Raw genomic sequence first — 16,998 nt, 5'->3', positions numbered from 1 at the left:
CCGCCGCCGGAGAGGTCCGGACGGCTGGGCCAGGTCCGTACCTCTGGGGCTAGGTCCGGCCGCGGAGCCGCGCCAGCACGCCGTCCAGCGCCGCGGCGGTGGCCGGGACGTCGAGCCGGGAGTTGTCGATGATCGGCAGCCCGGAGCCGTACCAGCCGGCCATCCGGCCGTGGATGTGGGCCACCATCTCGTCGGTGAGCCGGCGGCCGCCGCTGCGCTCGGCATTGCGCGCCAGCACCACGTCGAGGCCGGGCAGCAGCACCACCGGCAGCAGCCCGGGGCCGACGTGGCGCTTCCAGCCGCCGAGGCCGATCGCCGGGCGGTCCGGGAAGACGGCGTCGTCGATGATGCAGGAGATGCCGTTGGCGAGGTGGTTCCGGGCCGCGAAACCGCAGGTCCGCCGGGCCAGCCGGTACTGCGCCTCGCACTGGTCGTTCCAGCCGGCCTGCGGGTCGGCGAAGCCCGCGCGGACCCACTCGCGGACGTCGTCCAGGCTGATGTGCGCCGTGGGCGCGGACCGGTGGTCGGCCCAGTAACGGGCGACCGAGGTCTTGCCGGCCCCGGCCGGGCCGATCAGCAGCACCGCGACCGGGCCGGACGGCAGTGCGCCGGGCGGGGGCAGCAGGAACTGTCCGGTCGGCAGCGGCGGCACCGGGTGGTTCGCTCCGGCCGGGTTCGCTCCGGCCGGGTGCGGCCGGGCGGCGCCCTCCGGGACGGCACGCAGCTGCAGCGTGGCCCGGGGCGGGCCGGGGGCCGGGTCCGGCAGGCTCGACGGGTACTGTCCGCCGCTCACCGCACACTCCTCCTGCCGGGTGACGATCCGGCTGACAAACCGACAATACCGCGCGGTGGCAGCCCCCGAAGCTGCCCCGCGTCGCGTCGGCCCCGGTCGGCCCGCCCTCAGCCCTCGCTCAGCGCCCGCAGCGCCAGCTCGTAGGAGCCGATGCCGAAGCCGGCGATGGTCCCGGAGGCGACGGCCGAGATGACCGAGTTGTGCCGGAACTGCTCGCGGGCGTGCGGGTTGGAGATGTGCACCTCGATCAGCGGCGCGGTCCGCTGCGAGGCCGCGTCCCGCATCGCGTACGAGTAGTGGGTGAACGCGCCGGGGTTGATCACCACCGGCAGCCGCCCGTCGGCGGCCTCGTGCAGCCAGCGGATCAGCTCGCCCTCGTCGTTGGTCTCCCGGACCTCGACCGCCAGTCCCAGCTCCGCGCCGAGCTCGGTGCAGCGCTGCACCAGACCGGCGTAGGAGGTGGAGCCGTAGACGTCCGGCTCACGGCTGCCGAGCCGCCCCAGGTTGGGGCCGTTGATCACCAGCACCCGCTGCCGGAGCAGCTCCTGACCGTCCGTCACTTCGCCACCTCGGCGTAGGCGGCGACCAGCAGCGAGGGGTCCGGGGCCTCCAGCACGGTCGGCTTGGCCAGGCCGTCCAGCACGATGAAGCGCAGCATGTCGGCCCGGGACTTCTTGTCCAGCCGCATGGTGTCCAGCAACTTCGGCCAGGCGTCCGCCTGGTAGGTCAGCGGCAGGCCGACCGAGGCCAGCACCGCGCGGTGCCGGTCCGCCGTGGCGTCGTCCAACCGCCCGGCCAGCCGCCCGAGTTCGGCGGCGTAGACCATGCCCACGCTGACCGCCGCGCCGTGCCGCCACTTGTAGCGCTCGTTGCGCTCGATCGCGTGCGCCAGGGTGTGGCCGTAGTTCAGGATCTCCCGGCGGCCGGACTCCTTGAGGTCGCCGGAGACCACCTCGGCCTTGACCTTGATCGAGCGGACGATCAGCTCGGCGGTGTCGCGGCCCTCCGGGGAGGTCGCGGCCTGCGGGTCGGCCTCGATCAGGTCCAGGATCACCGGGTCGGCGATGAAGCCGGTCTTGATGACCTCGGCCAGCCCGCTGATGTAGTCGTTGCGGGGCAGCGAGTCCAGCGTCGCCAGGTCCGCCAGCACCCCGGCCGGCGGGTGGAACGCGCCGACCAGGTTCTTGCCCTCGGCGATGTTCAGCCCGGTCTTGCCGCCCACGGCCGCGTCGACCATGCCCAGCAGCGTGGTCGGCATGGCGATCCAGCGCACCCCGCGCAGCCAGGTCGCGGCCACGAAGCCGGCCAGGTCGGTGGTGGCCCCGCCGCCGACGCCGACGATGGCGTCGGTACGGGTGAAACCGGTCTGCCCCAGCACCGACCAGCAGTAGGCGGCCACCTCGGCGCTCTTCGCCTCCTCGGCGTTGGGCACCTGCAGCGCGATCGCCTCGTAGCCCTGCGCCGCCAGGTCGTCCCGGATCGCCTCGCCGGTCGCGGCCAGCGCCTCGGGGTGGATCACAGCGACCTTGCGGGCGGCGATCCCGAGCAGCTCCGGCAGCTCGCCCAGCAGGTTGCGGCCGACCAGCACCTGGTACGGCGCGGTGCCGGCGCTGCCGCCGACCGCGATCCGCTCGATGTTCCGACTGTCCGTCATTCCTTCTCCAGATCAAGGCCGGTCAGGACCGCGTCCGCGACCTGTTCCGGCGTCAGCCCGTCGGTGGCGACCACCACTCGGGCCACCTCGTTGTACAGCGGGCGGCGCTGCTCCATCAGTTCGCGCCAGCGGGCGCGGGGGTTGCCGATCAGCAGCGGACGCGGGGCGTCCAGACCGACCCGCTTGACCGCGTCGTGCTGGCCGACCTCCAGGAAGACCACCGCGTGCCCGGCCAGCAGCGCCCGGGTCTCCGGGCGCATGACCGCGCCGCCGCCGAGCGCGAGCACGCCCCGGTGCTCGGCCAGCGCGGTGCGCACCGCCGCCGCCTCCAGCTCGCGGAAGTGCGCCTCGCCCTCGTCGACGAAGACGTCCGCGACCGGCTTGCCGGCCGTGGCGACCACGTCGGCGTCGGTGTCGCGCAGCTCCGCGCCCAGCCGGGCGGCCAGCACCGTGCCGACCGTGGTCTTGCCGCAGCCGGGCGGCCCGACCAGCACCACCAGCGGGCCCTCGGCGCCGCTCATCGCACCACGAGGTGGTCGAGGTAGCCCTGGACATTGCGGCGGGTCTCGCTGACGTTGTCGCCGCCGAACTTCTCGTTGACCGCGTCGGCGAGCACCAGTGCGACCATCGCCTCGGCGACGATCCCGGCGGCCGGCACCGCGCACACGTCCGAACGCTGGTGGTGGGCCTTGGCGACCTCGCCGGTACGGGTGTCGATGGTGGCCATGGCGCGCGGGATGGTCGCGATCGGCTTCATCGCGGCGCGGACCCGGAGCAGCTCGCCGGTGGACAGCCCGCCCTCGGTGCCGCCGGAGCGGCCGGTCGCCCGGCGGACGCCGTCCGGGCCGGGGACGATCTCGTCGTGGGCCTGCGAACCGGGGATCCGGGCCAGCTCGAAGCCGTCGCCGACCTCGACGCCCTTGATCGCCTGGATGCCCATCAGCGCGGCGGCGAGCCGGGCGTCCAGCCGGCGGTCCCAGTGGACGTGCGAGCCCAGGCCGACCGGCACGCCGTAGGCCAGCACCTCGACCACGCCGCCGAGGGTGTCGCCGTCCTTGTGGGCCTGGTCGATCTCGGCGATCATCTCCTTGGCCGCGGCCTCGTCCAGGCAGCGGACCGGCACCTCGTCCAGCCGGGCCTCGTCGGCCGGGACCGGCAGCTGCCCGGCCGGGGCCTTGGCCGCGCCGATCTCGACCACGTGCGAGACCAACTCGATCCCGCAGGTCTCCTTGAGGTAGGCGCGGGCGACCGCGCCCAGCGCCACCCGGGCCGCGGTCTCCCGGGCGCTGGCGCGCTCCAGGATCGGCCGGGCCTCGTCCAGCGAGTACTTCTGCATGCCGGCCAGGTCGGCGTGGCCGGGGCGCGGACGGGTCAGCGCCTCGTTGCGGGCCAGGCCCGCCAGGATCTCCGGGTCGACCGGGTCGGCCGACATGACCTGCTCCCACTTGGGCCACTCGGTGTTGCCGACCATGACCGCGACCGGGCTGCCCAGCGTCAGGCCGTGCCGCACCCCGCCGAGGAAGGTGACCTGGTCCTGCTCGAACTTCATCCGGGCGCCGCGCCCGTAGCCGAGCCGCCGCCGCGCCAGCGCGTCCGCGACCACCTGCGAGGTGATCGGAACACCGGCCGGCAGGCCCTCCAGTGTCGCCACGAGTGCGGGGCCGTGCGACTCACCCGCCGTCAGCCAGCGCAAGGTACCCAACGGAGCTCCTCATAGTTCTGTCCTAGGGGCTCGATCCTCCCACGACCGGCCGCGCAGCCGGGAATCCGTCCAGCGTGCGGACCCGTCGAGCGCCGTCCGCGGACGGCGCCGCGGGCGCTCAGCCGACCGCGAGCGCGGCCTCGCCGGCCGCCCGCATCGCGGCCAGCGGAGCCGGGCCGATGCCGGTGAACATCTCGCACTGCAGCACCGCCTGGTGCACCAGCAGGTCGAGCCCGCCCAGCACCACCCCGCCGCGCGCCGACCAGGCGGCGGCCAGCTCGGTTGGCCAGGGGTGGTACAGCACGTCGAACAGTGCCCCGGGCGCGTCGGGGACCAGGCCGGCCAGCGCGTCGGTCGCACCGACCGGGGTAGTGGAGATCACCAACGGGGTGGCGAAGGCCTCCGCCGCGCGCTCCCAGGGCACGGCGGTCACCTCGATCCCGAGCCGCTCGCCGAGGGCGGCCATCTGCGCGGCCCGCTCGGGACCGCGAACGTAGGCGGTCACCGCTCCGGTGCAGACCTCGGCCAGCGCGGCCAGCGCCGAGGAGGCGGTGGCCCCGGCGCCCAGCACCGCCGCCGACTCCACCTCGGTCACCCCGCGCTCGGCCAGCGCCGCGACCAGGCCGGGGACGTCGGTGTTGTCGCCGGTCCGGCGGCCGTCGCGGTGGAACAGCACGGTGTTCACGGCGTCCACCGCCAGGGCCCGCGGACTGACCTCGTCCAGCAGCGGGATCACCGCTCGCTTGAGCGGCATCGTCAGCGACAGTCCCGACCAGTGACCGCCGGCCACGTCGAGGTCAGCGAGGAAGCCGGGCAGGCCCGCCTCGTCCACCTCGAAGCGGTCGTAGCGGTGGCCGGCCAGCCCGAGCGCCCGGTACGCGGCCCGGTGCAGCACCGGGGAGAGCGAGTGGGCGATCGGGGACCCGAGCACGGCGGCGCGCATCAGTCGCACTGCCCGGCAGCGTCGTTGAAGCCCTGGCCGTGCGCGGTGCAGTACTGCTTCACCAGCACCTTGAAGTCGGCGAAGGTGTCCGCGAACTGGGTGTTGGTGGGCGTCATCGCGATGAAGTACACCCAGGACCCGGGCGTCGGGTGGAGCACCGCGTTGATCGCCTCCGTGCCCGGGTTGCCGATCGGCCCCGGCGGCAGGCCCACGTTCACATAGGTGTTGTAGCCGCCGTCGGGGGCCTGCATCTGGGCGTTGGTGAAGTGGGTGGCGTTCAGGTAGTACGCCAGCGTGGAGTCGAGCCCGAGCTTGCCGTTGGTCAGGCTCTGGTTGTTCAGCCGGTTGTAGAGCACCCGGGCGACCTTGCCGAAGTCCTGCGGGTTGTTGGCCTCGGCCTGCAGGATGCTCGCCTCGACCAGCACCTGGTAGCCGGAGGTGAGCGACACCGCCGAGGCGCCCTGGTCCATGCCGAGGGTCTGGAACTCCTGGGTGGCGTTGGCGACCATCGCCTTCAGCAGGTCCAGCGGCTTCATCCCGGTGGCGACCGGGTAGCGGGTGGGCCAGAGGAAGCCCTCGACATTGCCCTTGGCGTAGGCGGGCAGCCCCAGTTGGGCCACGTCGGCCTTGGCGGTGGCGGCCGTGGTGCCGGCCGCGACGCCGAGCTTCTTGTCGATCATCTGGTATATCACCGACGCCCGCAGCCCCTCGGGGATGATCAGGGTGTCGCCGCCGTTCTGGCTCAGCAGGTAGGTCACCGCGGACGCCGACGACATGTGCATCGGCATGGTGTACATGCCCGACTGGATCGACCCGGAGTTGGGGTTCTTGTTGAAGGCGGAGATGAACGCCTTCACGCTCTCCACCACGCCGGCGCCGTAGAGGGCGTTGCCCATGTCGGTGCCGGAGGCGCCGTCCGGGATGGTGACGGTGACCTTGCCGGTGCCGCTGCCGACATAGTCCGGCGGCGGGCCGAAGTGCTTCTGGTAGAGGTTGTAGCCGTAGTAGCCGCCGGTCCCGACGACGGCGACCATCAGCAGCGAGACGCCGAGGCAGGCCACCCCGCTGCGCTTGCGCTCGGAGCGACCGGTCTGCTTGCGGCGGCGCTCGCCGCTGCGGCTGGTGTCCGGCTCGCGGAGGAAGGGGGTGTAGCCGTCCTCGTCCTCGTCGTAGCTGTCGTGCCGGGGGTCGTCGTCCTGCTCCGGGTACGTCTCCTGCGGCTCGCCGTCCACCGGATCGTCGTAGCCGGGCTCGTCGTAGCGCGGGTCGTCCGCGGCGATGCCGTCGGCGGTGACCTCGGCCCCGGCTTCCAGCGCGGCGGCCTCGGCCTCCCAGTCTATGCCGTCGGGTCCCAGCAGCGGAGCGGCCGGTTCCGGCTGCACCGGGTGCGGCCGGACCGGCTGCGGCTGCACGGGCTGCTGCATCGGGTACTGCTGCTGCGGCTGCACCGGTTGCATCGGTTGCATCGGTTGCACCGGCTGCTGGGGATGCATCGGCGGCTGCGGCTGCACCGGGTACTGGCCGGTGCCGTAGGGGTCGCCGGGGACCGGTCCGCCCTGGTAGGGGCCCTGCGGCTGGCCGGGGGCGCCCCAGCCGGCCGGCTGGGGCTGCCCCCACTGCTGCTGCCCGGACTGCGGGTGCACCGGCTGCTGCGGCTGCGGCTGCACGGTCGGCACCGGCGTCCCGTAGGGACCACCCTGGTACGGATCCCCCTGGGTCCACGGTTCGGAGCCGTAGCCCCGGCCCTGGTCGGTCATGCTTCCCCTTGGACGACGTGGAGACCGGCACCCGTTCCGGCCGTACGGGACATCCCCGCGGTTTTGTTCGAACCGACGTGCCATCGGCGCGTCGTGATGCGGAACGTTACCCTAAGGCGCTGATCGAGCGGCACTTCGACTGCTCGAAATAATCCGCTCCCGACGCCTCCGGCCATCGGTGCACACCGCCGGTCGCGGCGAGTTCACCCGTACGGGTCAAGGGGTCGGCGGCCTCAGCCGCCCGCCACCTCCACCAGCTGACCGGGCGGCCGGCCGCTGGTCTTCTCGCCCTCCAGCGCGCTCTGCAGGATGACCACCGCCGCCGCCTGGTCGATGAACGCCCGGCCCTTCTTGGCCTTCATTCCGGAGGCGCGCATGCCCTGGGCCGCCGTCACCGTGGACATCCGCTCGTCGACCAGCCGCACCGGCACCGAGGCCGGGGCCAGCAGCGCCGCCAGTTCGGCGGCGTAGCCGCGGACCTTGGCGGCGGCCGGGCCCTCGCCGCCGTTCAGCGAACGCGGGAGCCCGACCACCACCTCCACGGCCTCGTACTCCTCGACCAGGGCCAGCAGCCGCGCCTGGGATCCCGGCCCGGCCGGGACGGTCTCGACGGGGGTGGCCAGCATCCCGTCGGGGTCGCTGGACGCGACCCCGATCCGGGCGTCGCCCACGTCCACGCCGATCCGCCGTCCCCGCCGGAACCCGGCTGCGCCGCTGTCGGTCACGCCTGGCCGACCTGGGCGCGCACCGCGGCGATGGCCGCGTCCACGGCCTGCGGGTCGGTGCCGCCGCCCTGGGCCACGTCGTCCTTGCCGCCGCCGCCCCCACCGAGGGTCTTCGCCGCGGTGCGGACCAGCGCCCCGGCCTTGATGCCGCGCTCGCGGGCGGCCTCGTTGGTGGCGATCACCGCGAGCGGACGGCCGCCCGCGACGGTGAAGGCCGCGACCACGACCGGACGGTCGCCGGCGCCGTTGATCGAGGCGAGTCGCTGCCGGACGTCCAGCACCAGCTTGCGCAGGTCGTCGGCGGAGGTGCCGTCCGGCACCCGGGCGGCGACCAGCGCCGTGCCCGCGACCTCCTCGGCCCCGGCGGCCAGCCCGGCGGCGGCCTGGAGGACCTTCTCGGCGCGGAAGCGCTCGATCTCCTTCTCGGCCTCCTTGAGCTTGCCCAGCATGCCCGAGATCTTCTCCGGAAGTTCCTCGGGACGGCCCTTCACCAGCTCGGTGAGCTGGGCGACGACCGTGTGCTCGCGGGCCAGGAACTGGTAGGCGTCCACGCCGACCAGCGCCTCGACCCGGCGCACGCCGGCGCCGATCGAGGACTCGCCGAGCAGCTTGACCAGACCCAGCTGGGCGGTGTTGGCGACGTGGGTGCCGCCGCACAGCTCCTTGGAGTAGTCGCCGATGGTGACCACCCGCACCGCGTCGCCGTACTTCTCGCCGAACATGGCGATGGCGCCCTGCTTGCGGGCCTCGTCCATGGTCAGGATCTCGGCGGTGACGTCGAGCTCGCGGGCCAGCACCTCGTTGATCTTCTGCTCGACGTCGGTCAGCACGCTGCCGGGGATGGCCGCCGGGGAGCCGAAGTCGAAGCGGAAGCGGCCGGGGGCGTTCTCCGAGCCGGCCTGGGCCGCCGTCGGGCCGAGCGCGTCGCGCAGCGCCTGGTGGGTCAGGTGGGTGGCCGAGTGGGCGCGGGAGACCGCGCGCCGGCGCTCGGCGTCGACCTGGGCGTAGGCGGAGCCGCCGAGGACGACCTCGCCGACCAGCACCGTGCCCTTGTGCACGGTCAGCCCCTTGACCGGCTGCTGGACGTCGTGGACCTCGACGACCGTGCCCGAGTCGAAGCGGATCCGGCCGTGGTCGGCCAGCTGGCCGCCGCCCTCGGCGTAGAAGGGGGTGCGGTCCAGGATGACCTCGACGTCGTCGCCCTCGCGCGCGGCCGGGGCCGGCACGCCGTCCACCAGCAGGCCGACCACGGTGGCCTCGCCCATCACGCCGGTGTAGCCGATGAAGTCGGTGATGCCGGAGCGGTCGGCGACCTCGCGGTAGGCGGAGACGTCGGCGTGGCCCATCTTCTTGGCCCTGGCGTCGGCCTTGGCCAGGTCCCGCTGCTCCTTCATCAGCCGCCGGAAGCCGTCCTCGTCCACCGAGAGGCCCTGCTCGGCGGCCATCTCCAGGGTGAGGTCGATCGGGAAGCCGTAGGTGTCGTGCAGCTGGAAGGCCTTGTCCCCGGCCAGCACGGTGGAGCCGGCCGCCCTGGTCTCGCCGATGGCGGTGTCCAGGATGCCGGTGCCGGCCTTGAGGGTCTCGTTGAAGCTGCCCTCCTCGCCGAGGGCGACGGCGGTGATCCGCTTCCGGTCGGTCTCCAGCTCCGGGTACTGCTGCCCCATGGTGGAGATGACCGTGTCGACCAGCTCGCCGACGACCAGGCCGGGAGCGCCCAGCAGCCGCATGTTGCGGATGGCGCGGCGCATGATCCGGCGCAGCACGTAGCCGCGGCCCTCGTTGCCGGGGGTGACCCCGTCGCCGATCAGCATCACCGAGGTGCGCATGTGGTCGGCGACGACGCGCAGCGCGACGTCGGAGTCCTTGGCCGCGCCGTAGGCCACGCCGCTGAGCTCGGTGGCCTTGTCGATGACCACGCGCAGGGTGTCGGTCTCGTACATGTTCTGCACGCCCTGCAGGATCATCGCGAGGCGTTCCAGGCCGAGGCCGGTGTCGATGTTCCGGGCCGGGAGGTCGCCCAGGATCGGGAAGTCCTCCTTGCCGTCGCCGGCGCCGCGCTCGTACTGCATGAAGACCAGGTTCCAGATCTCCACGTAGCGCTCGTCGTTGACGGCCGGACCGCCCTCGACGCCGAACTCCGGGCCCCGGTCGTAGTTGATCTCCGAGCAGGGGCCGCAGGGTCCGGGGACGCCCATCGACCAGTAGTTCTCCTTCTTGCCGAGGCGCTGGATCCGCTCGGCCGGGACGCCGACCTTCTCCCGCCAGATGGTCTCGGCCTCGTCGTCGTCCAGGTAGACGGTGATCCAGAGGCGCTCCGGGTCGAGCCCGTAGCCGCCCTTGTCCAGCGGGGAGGTGAGCAGCTCCCACGCGTACTGGATCGCCCCCTCCTTGAAGTAGTCGCCGAAGGAGAAGTTGCCGCACATCTGGAAGAAGGTGCCGTGCCGGGTGGTCTTCCCGACCTCCTCGATGTCCGGCGTCCGGACGCACTTCTGCACGCTGGTGGCGCGGCTGAACGGCGGCTTGACCTCGCCCAGGAAGTAGGGCTTGAAGGGCACCATGCCGGCCGGGACCAGCAGCAGCGTCGGGTCGTCTGCGATCAGCGACGCCGAGGGGACGACGGTGTGGCCGCGCTCCTCGAAGAATCGCAGCCAGCGGCGGCGGATCTCAGCCGACTCCATTGATGTCCTCATTCCGGTCGTTCGGGTCGATGTCGGTGGTGGTGATGTCAGTAGTAGACGTGGTGGCGGCGGAAATCTCGAACCCTTTTCGCGGGGCCGGCGGGACCGCCCCCGGCGCGGCGCGGCGGTGCCGCGCAGCACGGGTCGGCCGGTGCTGCCGGGCGCGGCCAGGACGCTGCCGTCCAGGCCCAGTTCGCGGTTGAGCTCCAGTTCGCGCTGGAGCATCCCGGCGCGGACCTCGCCCGCGAAGGAGCGTACGGCCGAGCCGGCGTCGACCGCGCCGCGCGCCGCGGCGTCGGCCAGGCTGCCCGGGGTGATGCTGCGGGCGAGCTGGTTGGCCTTGTTCAGGGTCCACACGGTCGCACCCGCGCCCACGGCCATCCAGAAGATTCGGCGCACCCTCGTTCAGCCCTTCTTCGCGAACAGCCGGGCCAGCACCCCGCGGGGCGCGGTGGCGGCCCTGACCTCGGCCTTGACCTGGGTTCTGACCATGCGTTCGATGAGCTCGCGCTCGGTCTGCTGCGGAGCGTAGCGCTCGGGCACCCCGGACGAGCGCTGCCGGGCGACCGCGCTGCGCACGCCGTAGCTGAATGCGGAGAGCTTCACCAGCGGGCCGCCGAGGGTCGCCGCCATGGTCGAGGACAGCGCCTGGGCGTTGGCCGCCGCGTCCTGGACGTCGGCGGTGATGGCGTCCACCCGCACCAGTTGGTCGTTGGCTGCGCGCAGGGTCTCGGCGGCCTCGTCCAGCAGCGGGACGGTCCGCTCGGTGACGGCGGCGACCAGCGCGGTGGCCTGGCGCAGTGCGCCGGCCAGCCGGACCAGCACCACCGAGAGCAGCGTCACCAGCACGGCCCAGAAGACGGCGACGACGAGGCCCGCGACCTCTCCACCGGACACCTTGGCGCTCCCTCGCTCACTTCTTCGCAGCGATCTTCTTCACAGCGGTCCACGGACGGCACACCGGTGACGGGACCGGAATCGCCTGGGGTTGCGCAGCCTGACACCGGCCGGGCCGGGTGTTCCCGGTCCTGCGGGGCAGCGACGCACTACCAGACCCTATCGCGACCGGGCCCGCTTTCCCGACCGCATCCCCCCGGGCCCGGCCGCGAGCCGGACCCGGGCCCGACGCGAGCCGGACCTCTTCGGAACCCGGGCGTGAATTTCCGCGGAAACGCACCCGTGACCGATTGCGGCTCCCCTCGTTTCTCCGTACGGGGGAGCCTCCTCTTCGTATCGACAGGGGGACTCAATGAACCATCGTTCGCACAGCGACCTCCCGTCGGAGGCCACCAGCCTGGTCGGCCGGTCCGAGGAACTGGGGACCGCGGCGCGGCTGTTGACCCGGGGCCGGCTGGTCACCGTGGTCGGTCCCGGGGGTGTCGGCAAGAGCCGGCTGGCCCTGCGCGCCGCCGCCGAGGCCGCGCCCGGCTTCGCCGACGGCGCCCGGCTGGTGGACTGCTCGCTGGTCACCGATGCCGCGCTGCTCGGCCACACCCTGGTCGCCGCGCTGCGGCTGACCGACAGCAACTTCCAGGGCCCGACCGCCGTGCTCACCGAGCGGCTGGGCCGGCGCCGACAGCTGCTGGTGCTGGACGGCTGCGAACAGCTCGCCGACAGCTGCGCCCTGCTCTGCGCCGAGCTGCTGGCGTCCGCGCCCGGGCTGCGGCTGCTGGTGACCAGCCGTCAGCCGCTCGGTCTCCCCGGCGAACTGCTGCTGCCGTTGGCCCCGTTGCCCGCCGACGGCCCCCGGACCGCCGGGGTCGCGCTGTTCGCCGAGCGCGCCGCCGAGGTCCGGCCCGGGTTCCGGCTCACCCCCGCCAACCAGGAGGCCGTGACCGCCCTCTGCCGTCGGCTCGACGGCATCCCGCTGGCCCTGGAGCTCGCCGCGGTGCAGCTGCGCACCCTCACCGTGGAGCAGCTGTCCGAGCGCCTGGACGACCGCTTCCGGCTGCTCGCCGACGGCCGCGAGGCCGACGCTCGTGACACCCCCGGTCGCGACACCGGCGGCGGCCTGCCCCGGCACCGGACGCTGCGCACCGCCGTCGGCTGGAGCCACGAGCTCTGCCCGCCGAAGGAGCGGCTGCTCTGGGCCCGGATCTCGGTCTTCGCCGGCCCCTTCGACCTGGACGCCGCCGAGTACGTCTGCGCCGGCACCGGGCTGGCGGCCGACGAGATCCACGGCCTGCTGGACGGACTGGTCACCAAGTCCGTGCTGCTCCGGTCCGGGGGCGAGTCCGACGACCCGCACAGCATCGGCTACCGGATGCTGGACACCCTGCGGGAGTACGGCCTCGGCTGGCTCCGGGTCTCCGGGGAGGCCGCGGCGCTGCAGCGGCGGCACCGCGACTGGTTCCTCGGCGTGGCCTGCTGGGGCGAGCTGGAGTGGTTCAGCCCCCGGCAGCTGGAGACCGGCGGGCGCACCCAGCGCTGCTACGCCAACCTCCGCGCGGCGCTGGAGTACTGCACCACCACCCCGGGCGAGGAGCAGTACGCGCTGGTCCTGGCCGGGACGCTCTGGTACTACTGGGTCGGCTGCGGGCACCTCGGCGAGGGCCGGCACTGGCTCGACCTGGCGCTGGCCCGGGCGCCGGAGCCGACCGACCCGCGGGCCAAGGCGCTCTGGGTGGTCGGCTACGTCTCCACCCTCCAGGGCGACCTGGACCACGCCGAGGAGGCCCTGGCCGATTGCCGGGCCCAGGCCGTGGCCACCGGTGACGAACTGGCCTACGCCTACGCCGTCCACCGGCAGGGCTGCGCCGCCCTGTTCCAGGACGACCTGCCGCGCGCGGTCGAGCTGTTCGGCGAGGCGCTGCAGCGCTACGAGAAGCTCGGCGAGCTCAACAGCAATGTGCTGATGGCCATGTACGAACTGGCCGTGGCGCTGCTCTCCAGCGGCGAGCGGCCGCAGGGCGAGGCACTGCTGGAACGATTCCGCGGTGTCTGCGAGCGGCACGGCGAGCAGTGGGCCTACACCTACGGGCTGTTCACCCTGGCCTACATGCAGTGGCACGACACCGGCGGCGACGTCGACTCGGCCCGGGCGACGGTGGTCGAGGCGATCCGGGTCAACCACCTGTTCCGGGACCTCACCGGGATCGTGCTGGGCCTGGAGATGCTGGCGCTGCTGACCACCGAGGCCGGTCCGGACGGCGGGCCCGGCGACCTGCGCGAGGCCCGGCTGCTCCAGGGCGCGGCGGACACCCTGTGGCAGTCGATGGGATTCCCGCTGCTGGACTCGGACTACCTGCTGGCCAACCATGCCGAGTGCGAGGCCAGGGTGCTGGCCGGGCTCCCCCGGGACGAGGCCGACGAGTGGTTCCGGCGGGGCGCCGGGCTGGATCTGGAGGCCGCGGTCCGACGCGCCCTCTCCGGCTCCGGGCGGAACCACGAGGAACGCACCGCGCCCCGGCTGCCGTGAGGCGGCCGGGGCGCGGTGCGAGGAACTGCTCGCGGGTCAGCGCGAGTAGTACTCGACGACGAGCTGCTCGTCGCAGATGACCGGAACCTCGCGACGCTGGGGCGCGCGGTCCAGACGGAAGGCCAGGGCCTTCAGGTTGACCTCGAGGTACTTCGGGGTCTGACCCTCACCCGCGTTGCCACCCTCACGGGCGACCTGGAACGGGGTCTTCTCCTTGGAACGGTCACGGACCGTCACCACGAAGCCGGGCTTGAGCTGGAACGAGGGACGGTTGACCTTCGAACCGTTGACCTCGATGTGGCCGTGAACGACCATCTGGCGGGCCTGGTAGATGGTGCGGGCGATGCCCGAACGCAGCACCAGGGAGTCGAGACGGGTCTCGAGCTCGCTGATCAGCGCCTCACCGGTCTTGCCCTCGACCTTGCGGGCACGGTCGAACGCGCGGGCCATCTGGGTCTCGCTCAGGTCGTACTGCGCGCGCAGACGCTGCTTCTCGACCAGACGGACCTTGTAGTCCGAGTTCTGCTTGCGACCGCGGCCGTGCTGGCCGGGCGGGTACGGGCGGGCCTCGAAGTACTTGACGGACTTCGGGGTCAGCGGAATGCCCAGGGCACGGGCAATCTTGACCTTGGGGCGCTTCTGGTTCGCCATGAACCAAACCATCCTTAACTTGTGACTGGCTCACCGGTGTTGAAGGAGGTCGCCTTACGCGGTCCGGGGAAACCGCCGTGTCGGACACGCCGACGGGGCAGTCTGCCGTTCTCCGGTACCGGGCACAATGTGCAGCACACGACAGGCCCACCGCCGTGAAGGTGGTGGGCTGCACGCGACACCCGAGGGTGCGCGACGCTCCTGGAACACCCCGCGGGGCGGGGGCTCCCTGTATGACGCTCCGCTGGTGACGCCCTGGCTCGCGCCGGGGCACGGTACGTCTCGCTCCGGGAAGTCTATCGGATCCCGGCCGAGCGCTTGACCACGAACCCCTGACCGTGAACCCCTGACCACGGCCGGGGCGGCCGCCGCTACTGCCCGGCCAGCCGCCCGCGCACCCACTCCGCGATATCGGCGTAGCGGGCCTCGCCCCCGCGCCGGGTCGGCTCGTAGTAGCGGGTGCCGTGGACCGCGTCCGGGGCGTACTGCTGGGCGGCGACCCCCTCGGGCAGGTCGTGCGGGTAGACGTAGCCCTGGGCGTGCCCCAGTTTCTTCGCCCCGGCGTAGTGGCCGTCCCGCAGATGCGCCGGCACCGGACCGGCCAGCCCCTTGCGGACGTCGGCCAGGGCCGCGCCGATGGCCACCGTCGCCGAGTTGGACTTGGGCGCCAGCGCCAGCGCGATCACCGCGTGGGAGAGGGTGAGCGAGGCCTCCGGGAAGCCGATCATCGCCACCGCCTGCGCCGCCGCGACCGCCAGCGGCAGCGCGTTGGGGTCGGCCAGCCCGATGTCCTCGCTGGCCGAGATCATCAGCCGGCGGGCGATGAAGCGCGGGTCCTCCCCCGCCTCGATCATCCGCGCCAGGTAGTGCAGCGCCGCGTCCACGTCGCTGCCGCGGATCGACTTGATCAGCGCACTGGCCACGTCGTAGTGCTGGTCACCGTCCCGGTCGTAGCGGACGGCGGCCTTGTCCACCGCCTGCTCGACGTCGGCCAGCCGGATCTCCGCGCCGCCCAGCGCCAGCGCGGTGCCGGCCGCCGCCTCCAGCGCGGTGAGCGCCTTCCGGGCGTCCCCGCCGGCGATCCGGACCAGGTGGTCCTCGGCGTCGTCGGCCAGCGCCAGCGTCCCGCCGAGGCCGCGCTCGTCGGCGACCGCGCGCCGCAGCAGCTCGCGGATGTCATCCTCGGTGAGCGACTCCAGGGTGAGCAGCAGCGAGCGGGAGAGCAGCGGCGAGATCACCGAGAAGAAGGGGTTCTCGGTGGTCGCGGCGATCAGGGTGACCCAGCGGTTCTCGACGGCGGGGAGCAGCGAGTCCTGCTGGGCCTTGGAGAAGCGGTGGATCTCGTCCAGGAAGAGGGTGGTCTCCCGGCCGGAGGAACCGACCTCGCGGCGGGCGGACTCGATGACCGCGCGGACCTCCTTGACCCCGGCGGTGATCGCGGAGAGTTCGACGAAGCGCTTCTCGGTGGCCTGGCTGATCACATAGGCGAGGGTGGTCTTGCCGGTGCCGGGCGGCCCGTAGAGGATCACCGACGAGGTGGCGGCGGGCCCGGCGGCGCCGGCCACCAGCCGCCGCAGCGGCGACCCCTCCCCCAGCAGCCGGCGCTGCCCGGCCACCTCGTCCAGCGTGCGCGGCCGCATCCGCACCGCGAGCGGCGACCGCCCCGGCTCCCTGGCCTGGCGTTCCTCGGCGGCGGCGGTGAAGAGATCGGGTTCCACCCCCCAGACCCTACCCACCCGCCGCTGCTCCTGACGGGTGGCGGCCGCGAGGCACCGTTGACGGCGCGCTGCCCCACCCGATTCACTGTTCACCGTATGCACACGGATGGTCACGGATCACTATGTAGGGGGATCATGCGCACCCGTAGGAACCTGGCGTCACTGCTCGCCGCCGCCGCCATGCTCGCGTCCGCCGTCGTCGCCACCGGCGCCGGCACCGCACAGGCGGCCACGCCCGCGGCCGACAGTACGTCCGTGTCCGCCACGGCCTCGACGCCGCTCGACCAGTGCTCGGCGACGTACTTCGACAGCGACTACCGGCTCGGTCCGCAGCAGCTGCCGCTGTTCGGGCTGGTCGGCTGGGAGCTCATCGGCTACCACCGCTCGGGCGACCTCACCAACGCCCAGCTGCTGGCGCAGTACTACAGCCCGACCGCCAACTCCGGCTCGCCGGGCTGGATCTACCCGCCGGACAACGGCTATGTGATCGCGCCGAACGGCAAGCCGGAGGAGGGCACCCAGACCTTGCGGCCGGGCCAGGACATCGACCGCTACGGCAGCGAGTACGGCTCCTTCCTCGCCCCCGAGGGGATCTCCTACGCCTCCCGTTCGATCCCGCCGTCCAGCCTGGACAGCACCCCGGCGGCGACCTGCAACTACCACGACTACCGGGTGGTCAAGGCGTTCACGGTGGACTCGGGTCCGATCGCCCCGTGGTTCGGTCAGCCCGGCCACGGCTGGCAGTACCAGCTGGACTCCACCCTGGTGCCCGGTGCGCCGGCCCAGCTGAACGTGGGGTGGCTGGTCGACAACGGCTACCTGGCCCGGGTCTGACCCTGGCCGGGCCAGGGTCAGGGTGACTGCGGGGGCGGGCCTGCCGCCAGGTTTACGGCAGGCCCGCCCGGGCGGCCGCCGGGCGGCGCGGGATGCGCGCCGCCCGGAGGTCCGTACCTGAGGGG

14 protein-coding genes are annotated in these 16,998 nt (G+C 73.1%); 2 read left to right on the top strand and 12 right to left on the bottom strand.

What is annotated here, in order from left to right; translation table 11 throughout:
• Nucleotides 1–49: 49 nt before the first annotated feature.
• The 10 genes from BS75_RS36210 to BS75_RS36165 form a co-directional block, all read right to left on the bottom strand.
• Nucleotides 50–793: an AAA family ATPase gene (locus tag BS75_RS36210; RefSeq protein ID WP_231608000.1), complete on the bottom strand. Its 744-nt coding sequence runs from the start codon at nucleotides 791–793 to the stop codon at nucleotides 50–52.
• A gap of 107 nt (nucleotides 794–900) precedes the next feature.
• The gene (gene aroQ, locus BS75_RS36205) at nucleotides 901–1,353 is read right to left on the bottom strand and encodes a type II 3-dehydroquinate dehydratase (protein ID WP_231607999.1); all 453 of its coding nucleotides are present in this window, start codon (nucleotides 1,351–1,353) and stop codon (nucleotides 901–903) included.
• Nucleotides 1,350–2,447 carry a 3-dehydroquinate synthase gene (aroB, locus tag BS75_RS36200; protein WP_034091236.1) on the bottom strand — a complete coding sequence of 366 codons (1,098 nt, stop codon included), beginning with the start codon at nucleotides 2,445–2,447 and terminating at the stop codon, nucleotides 1,350–1,352. The genes aroQ and aroB overlap by 4 nt, the downstream gene beginning before the upstream one ends.
• Nucleotides 2,444–2,968 (bottom strand): shikimate kinase, encoded by a 525-nt coding sequence (locus BS75_RS36195; RefSeq protein WP_034091235.1) that lies wholly within the window; start codon nucleotides 2,966–2,968, stop codon nucleotides 2,444–2,446. Before BS75_RS36195 ends, aroB begins: the two co-directional genes overlap by 4 nt.
• On the bottom strand, nucleotides 2,965–4,149 hold the full coding sequence (gene aroC / locus BS75_RS36190) for a chorismate synthase (protein WP_152645728.1): 1,185 nt from the start codon (nucleotides 4,147–4,149) through the stop codon (nucleotides 2,965–2,967). Before aroC ends, BS75_RS36195 begins: the two co-directional genes overlap by 4 nt.
• A gap of 118 nt (nucleotides 4,150–4,267) precedes the next feature.
• A complete protein-coding gene (locus tag BS75_RS36185) occupies nucleotides 4,268–5,092 on the bottom strand; it encodes a shikimate dehydrogenase (protein ID WP_034094483.1) in 825 nt (274 codons plus the stop codon).
• Nucleotides 5,092–6,849 (bottom strand): endolytic transglycosylase MltG, encoded by a 1,758-nt coding sequence (mltG, locus tag BS75_RS36180; protein ID WP_042437400.1) that lies wholly within the window; start codon nucleotides 6,847–6,849, stop codon nucleotides 5,092–5,094. Before mltG ends, BS75_RS36185 begins: the two co-directional genes overlap by 1 nt.
• Nucleotides 6,850–7,082: 233 nt before the next feature.
• Nucleotides 7,083–7,574 (bottom strand): Holliday junction resolvase RuvX, encoded by a 492-nt coding sequence (gene ruvX, locus BS75_RS36175; protein ID WP_034091234.1) that lies wholly within the window; start codon nucleotides 7,572–7,574, stop codon nucleotides 7,083–7,085.
• Nucleotides 7,571–10,252 carry an alanine--tRNA ligase gene (gene alaS / locus BS75_RS36170; RefSeq protein WP_034094481.1) on the bottom strand — a complete coding sequence of 894 codons (2,682 nt, stop codon included), beginning with the start codon at nucleotides 10,250–10,252 and terminating at the stop codon, nucleotides 7,571–7,573. Before alaS ends, ruvX begins: the two co-directional genes overlap by 4 nt.
• 405 nt (nucleotides 10,253–10,657) lie before the next feature.
• A complete protein-coding gene (locus BS75_RS36165) occupies nucleotides 10,658–11,149 on the bottom strand; it encodes a DUF948 domain-containing protein (RefSeq protein WP_034091233.1) in 492 nt (163 codons plus the stop codon).
• Between the two features lie 352 nt (nucleotides 11,150–11,501).
• On the opposite strand from BS75_RS36165, the gene BS75_RS43655 reads away from it, so the two are divergent.
• Entirely contained in the window at nucleotides 11,502–13,670 is a 2,169-nt protein-coding gene (locus tag BS75_RS43655; RefSeq protein ID WP_052070141.1) for an ATP-binding protein, read from the top strand.
• Between the two features lie 36 nt (nucleotides 13,671–13,706).
• Here BS75_RS43655 and rpsD read toward each other — a convergent pair whose 3' ends face one another.
• Together rpsD and BS75_RS36150 are read right to left on the bottom strand one after the other, a co-directional pair.
• Nucleotides 13,707–14,321, bottom strand: coding sequence for a 30S ribosomal protein S4 (rpsD, locus tag BS75_RS36155; RefSeq protein WP_034091232.1), 615 nt, complete (start codon nucleotides 14,319–14,321; stop codon nucleotides 13,707–13,709).
• Nucleotides 14,322–14,692: 371 nt separating this feature from the next.
• Nucleotides 14,693–16,039, bottom strand: coding sequence for a replication-associated recombination protein A (locus tag BS75_RS36150; protein WP_034091231.1), 1,347 nt, complete (start codon nucleotides 16,037–16,039; stop codon nucleotides 14,693–14,695).
• A gap of 135 nt (nucleotides 16,040–16,174) precedes the next feature.
• Here BS75_RS36150 and BS75_RS36145 point away from each other — a divergent pair, with 135 nt between their 5' ends.
• Nucleotides 16,175–16,873: a TNT domain-containing protein gene (locus BS75_RS36145; RefSeq protein ID WP_197091993.1), complete on the top strand. Its 699-nt coding sequence runs from the start codon at nucleotides 16,175–16,177 to the stop codon at nucleotides 16,871–16,873.
• Nucleotides 16,874–16,998 lie beyond the last annotated feature (125 nt).

It is taken from the genome of Streptacidiphilus albus JL83 (assembly GCF_000744705.1).
In the GTDB taxonomy this organism is placed as follows: Bacteria; Actinomycetota; Actinomycetes; order Streptomycetales; family Streptomycetaceae; genus Streptacidiphilus; species Streptacidiphilus albus.
This window is presented reverse-complemented; position numbering and strand designations above follow the sequence as displayed.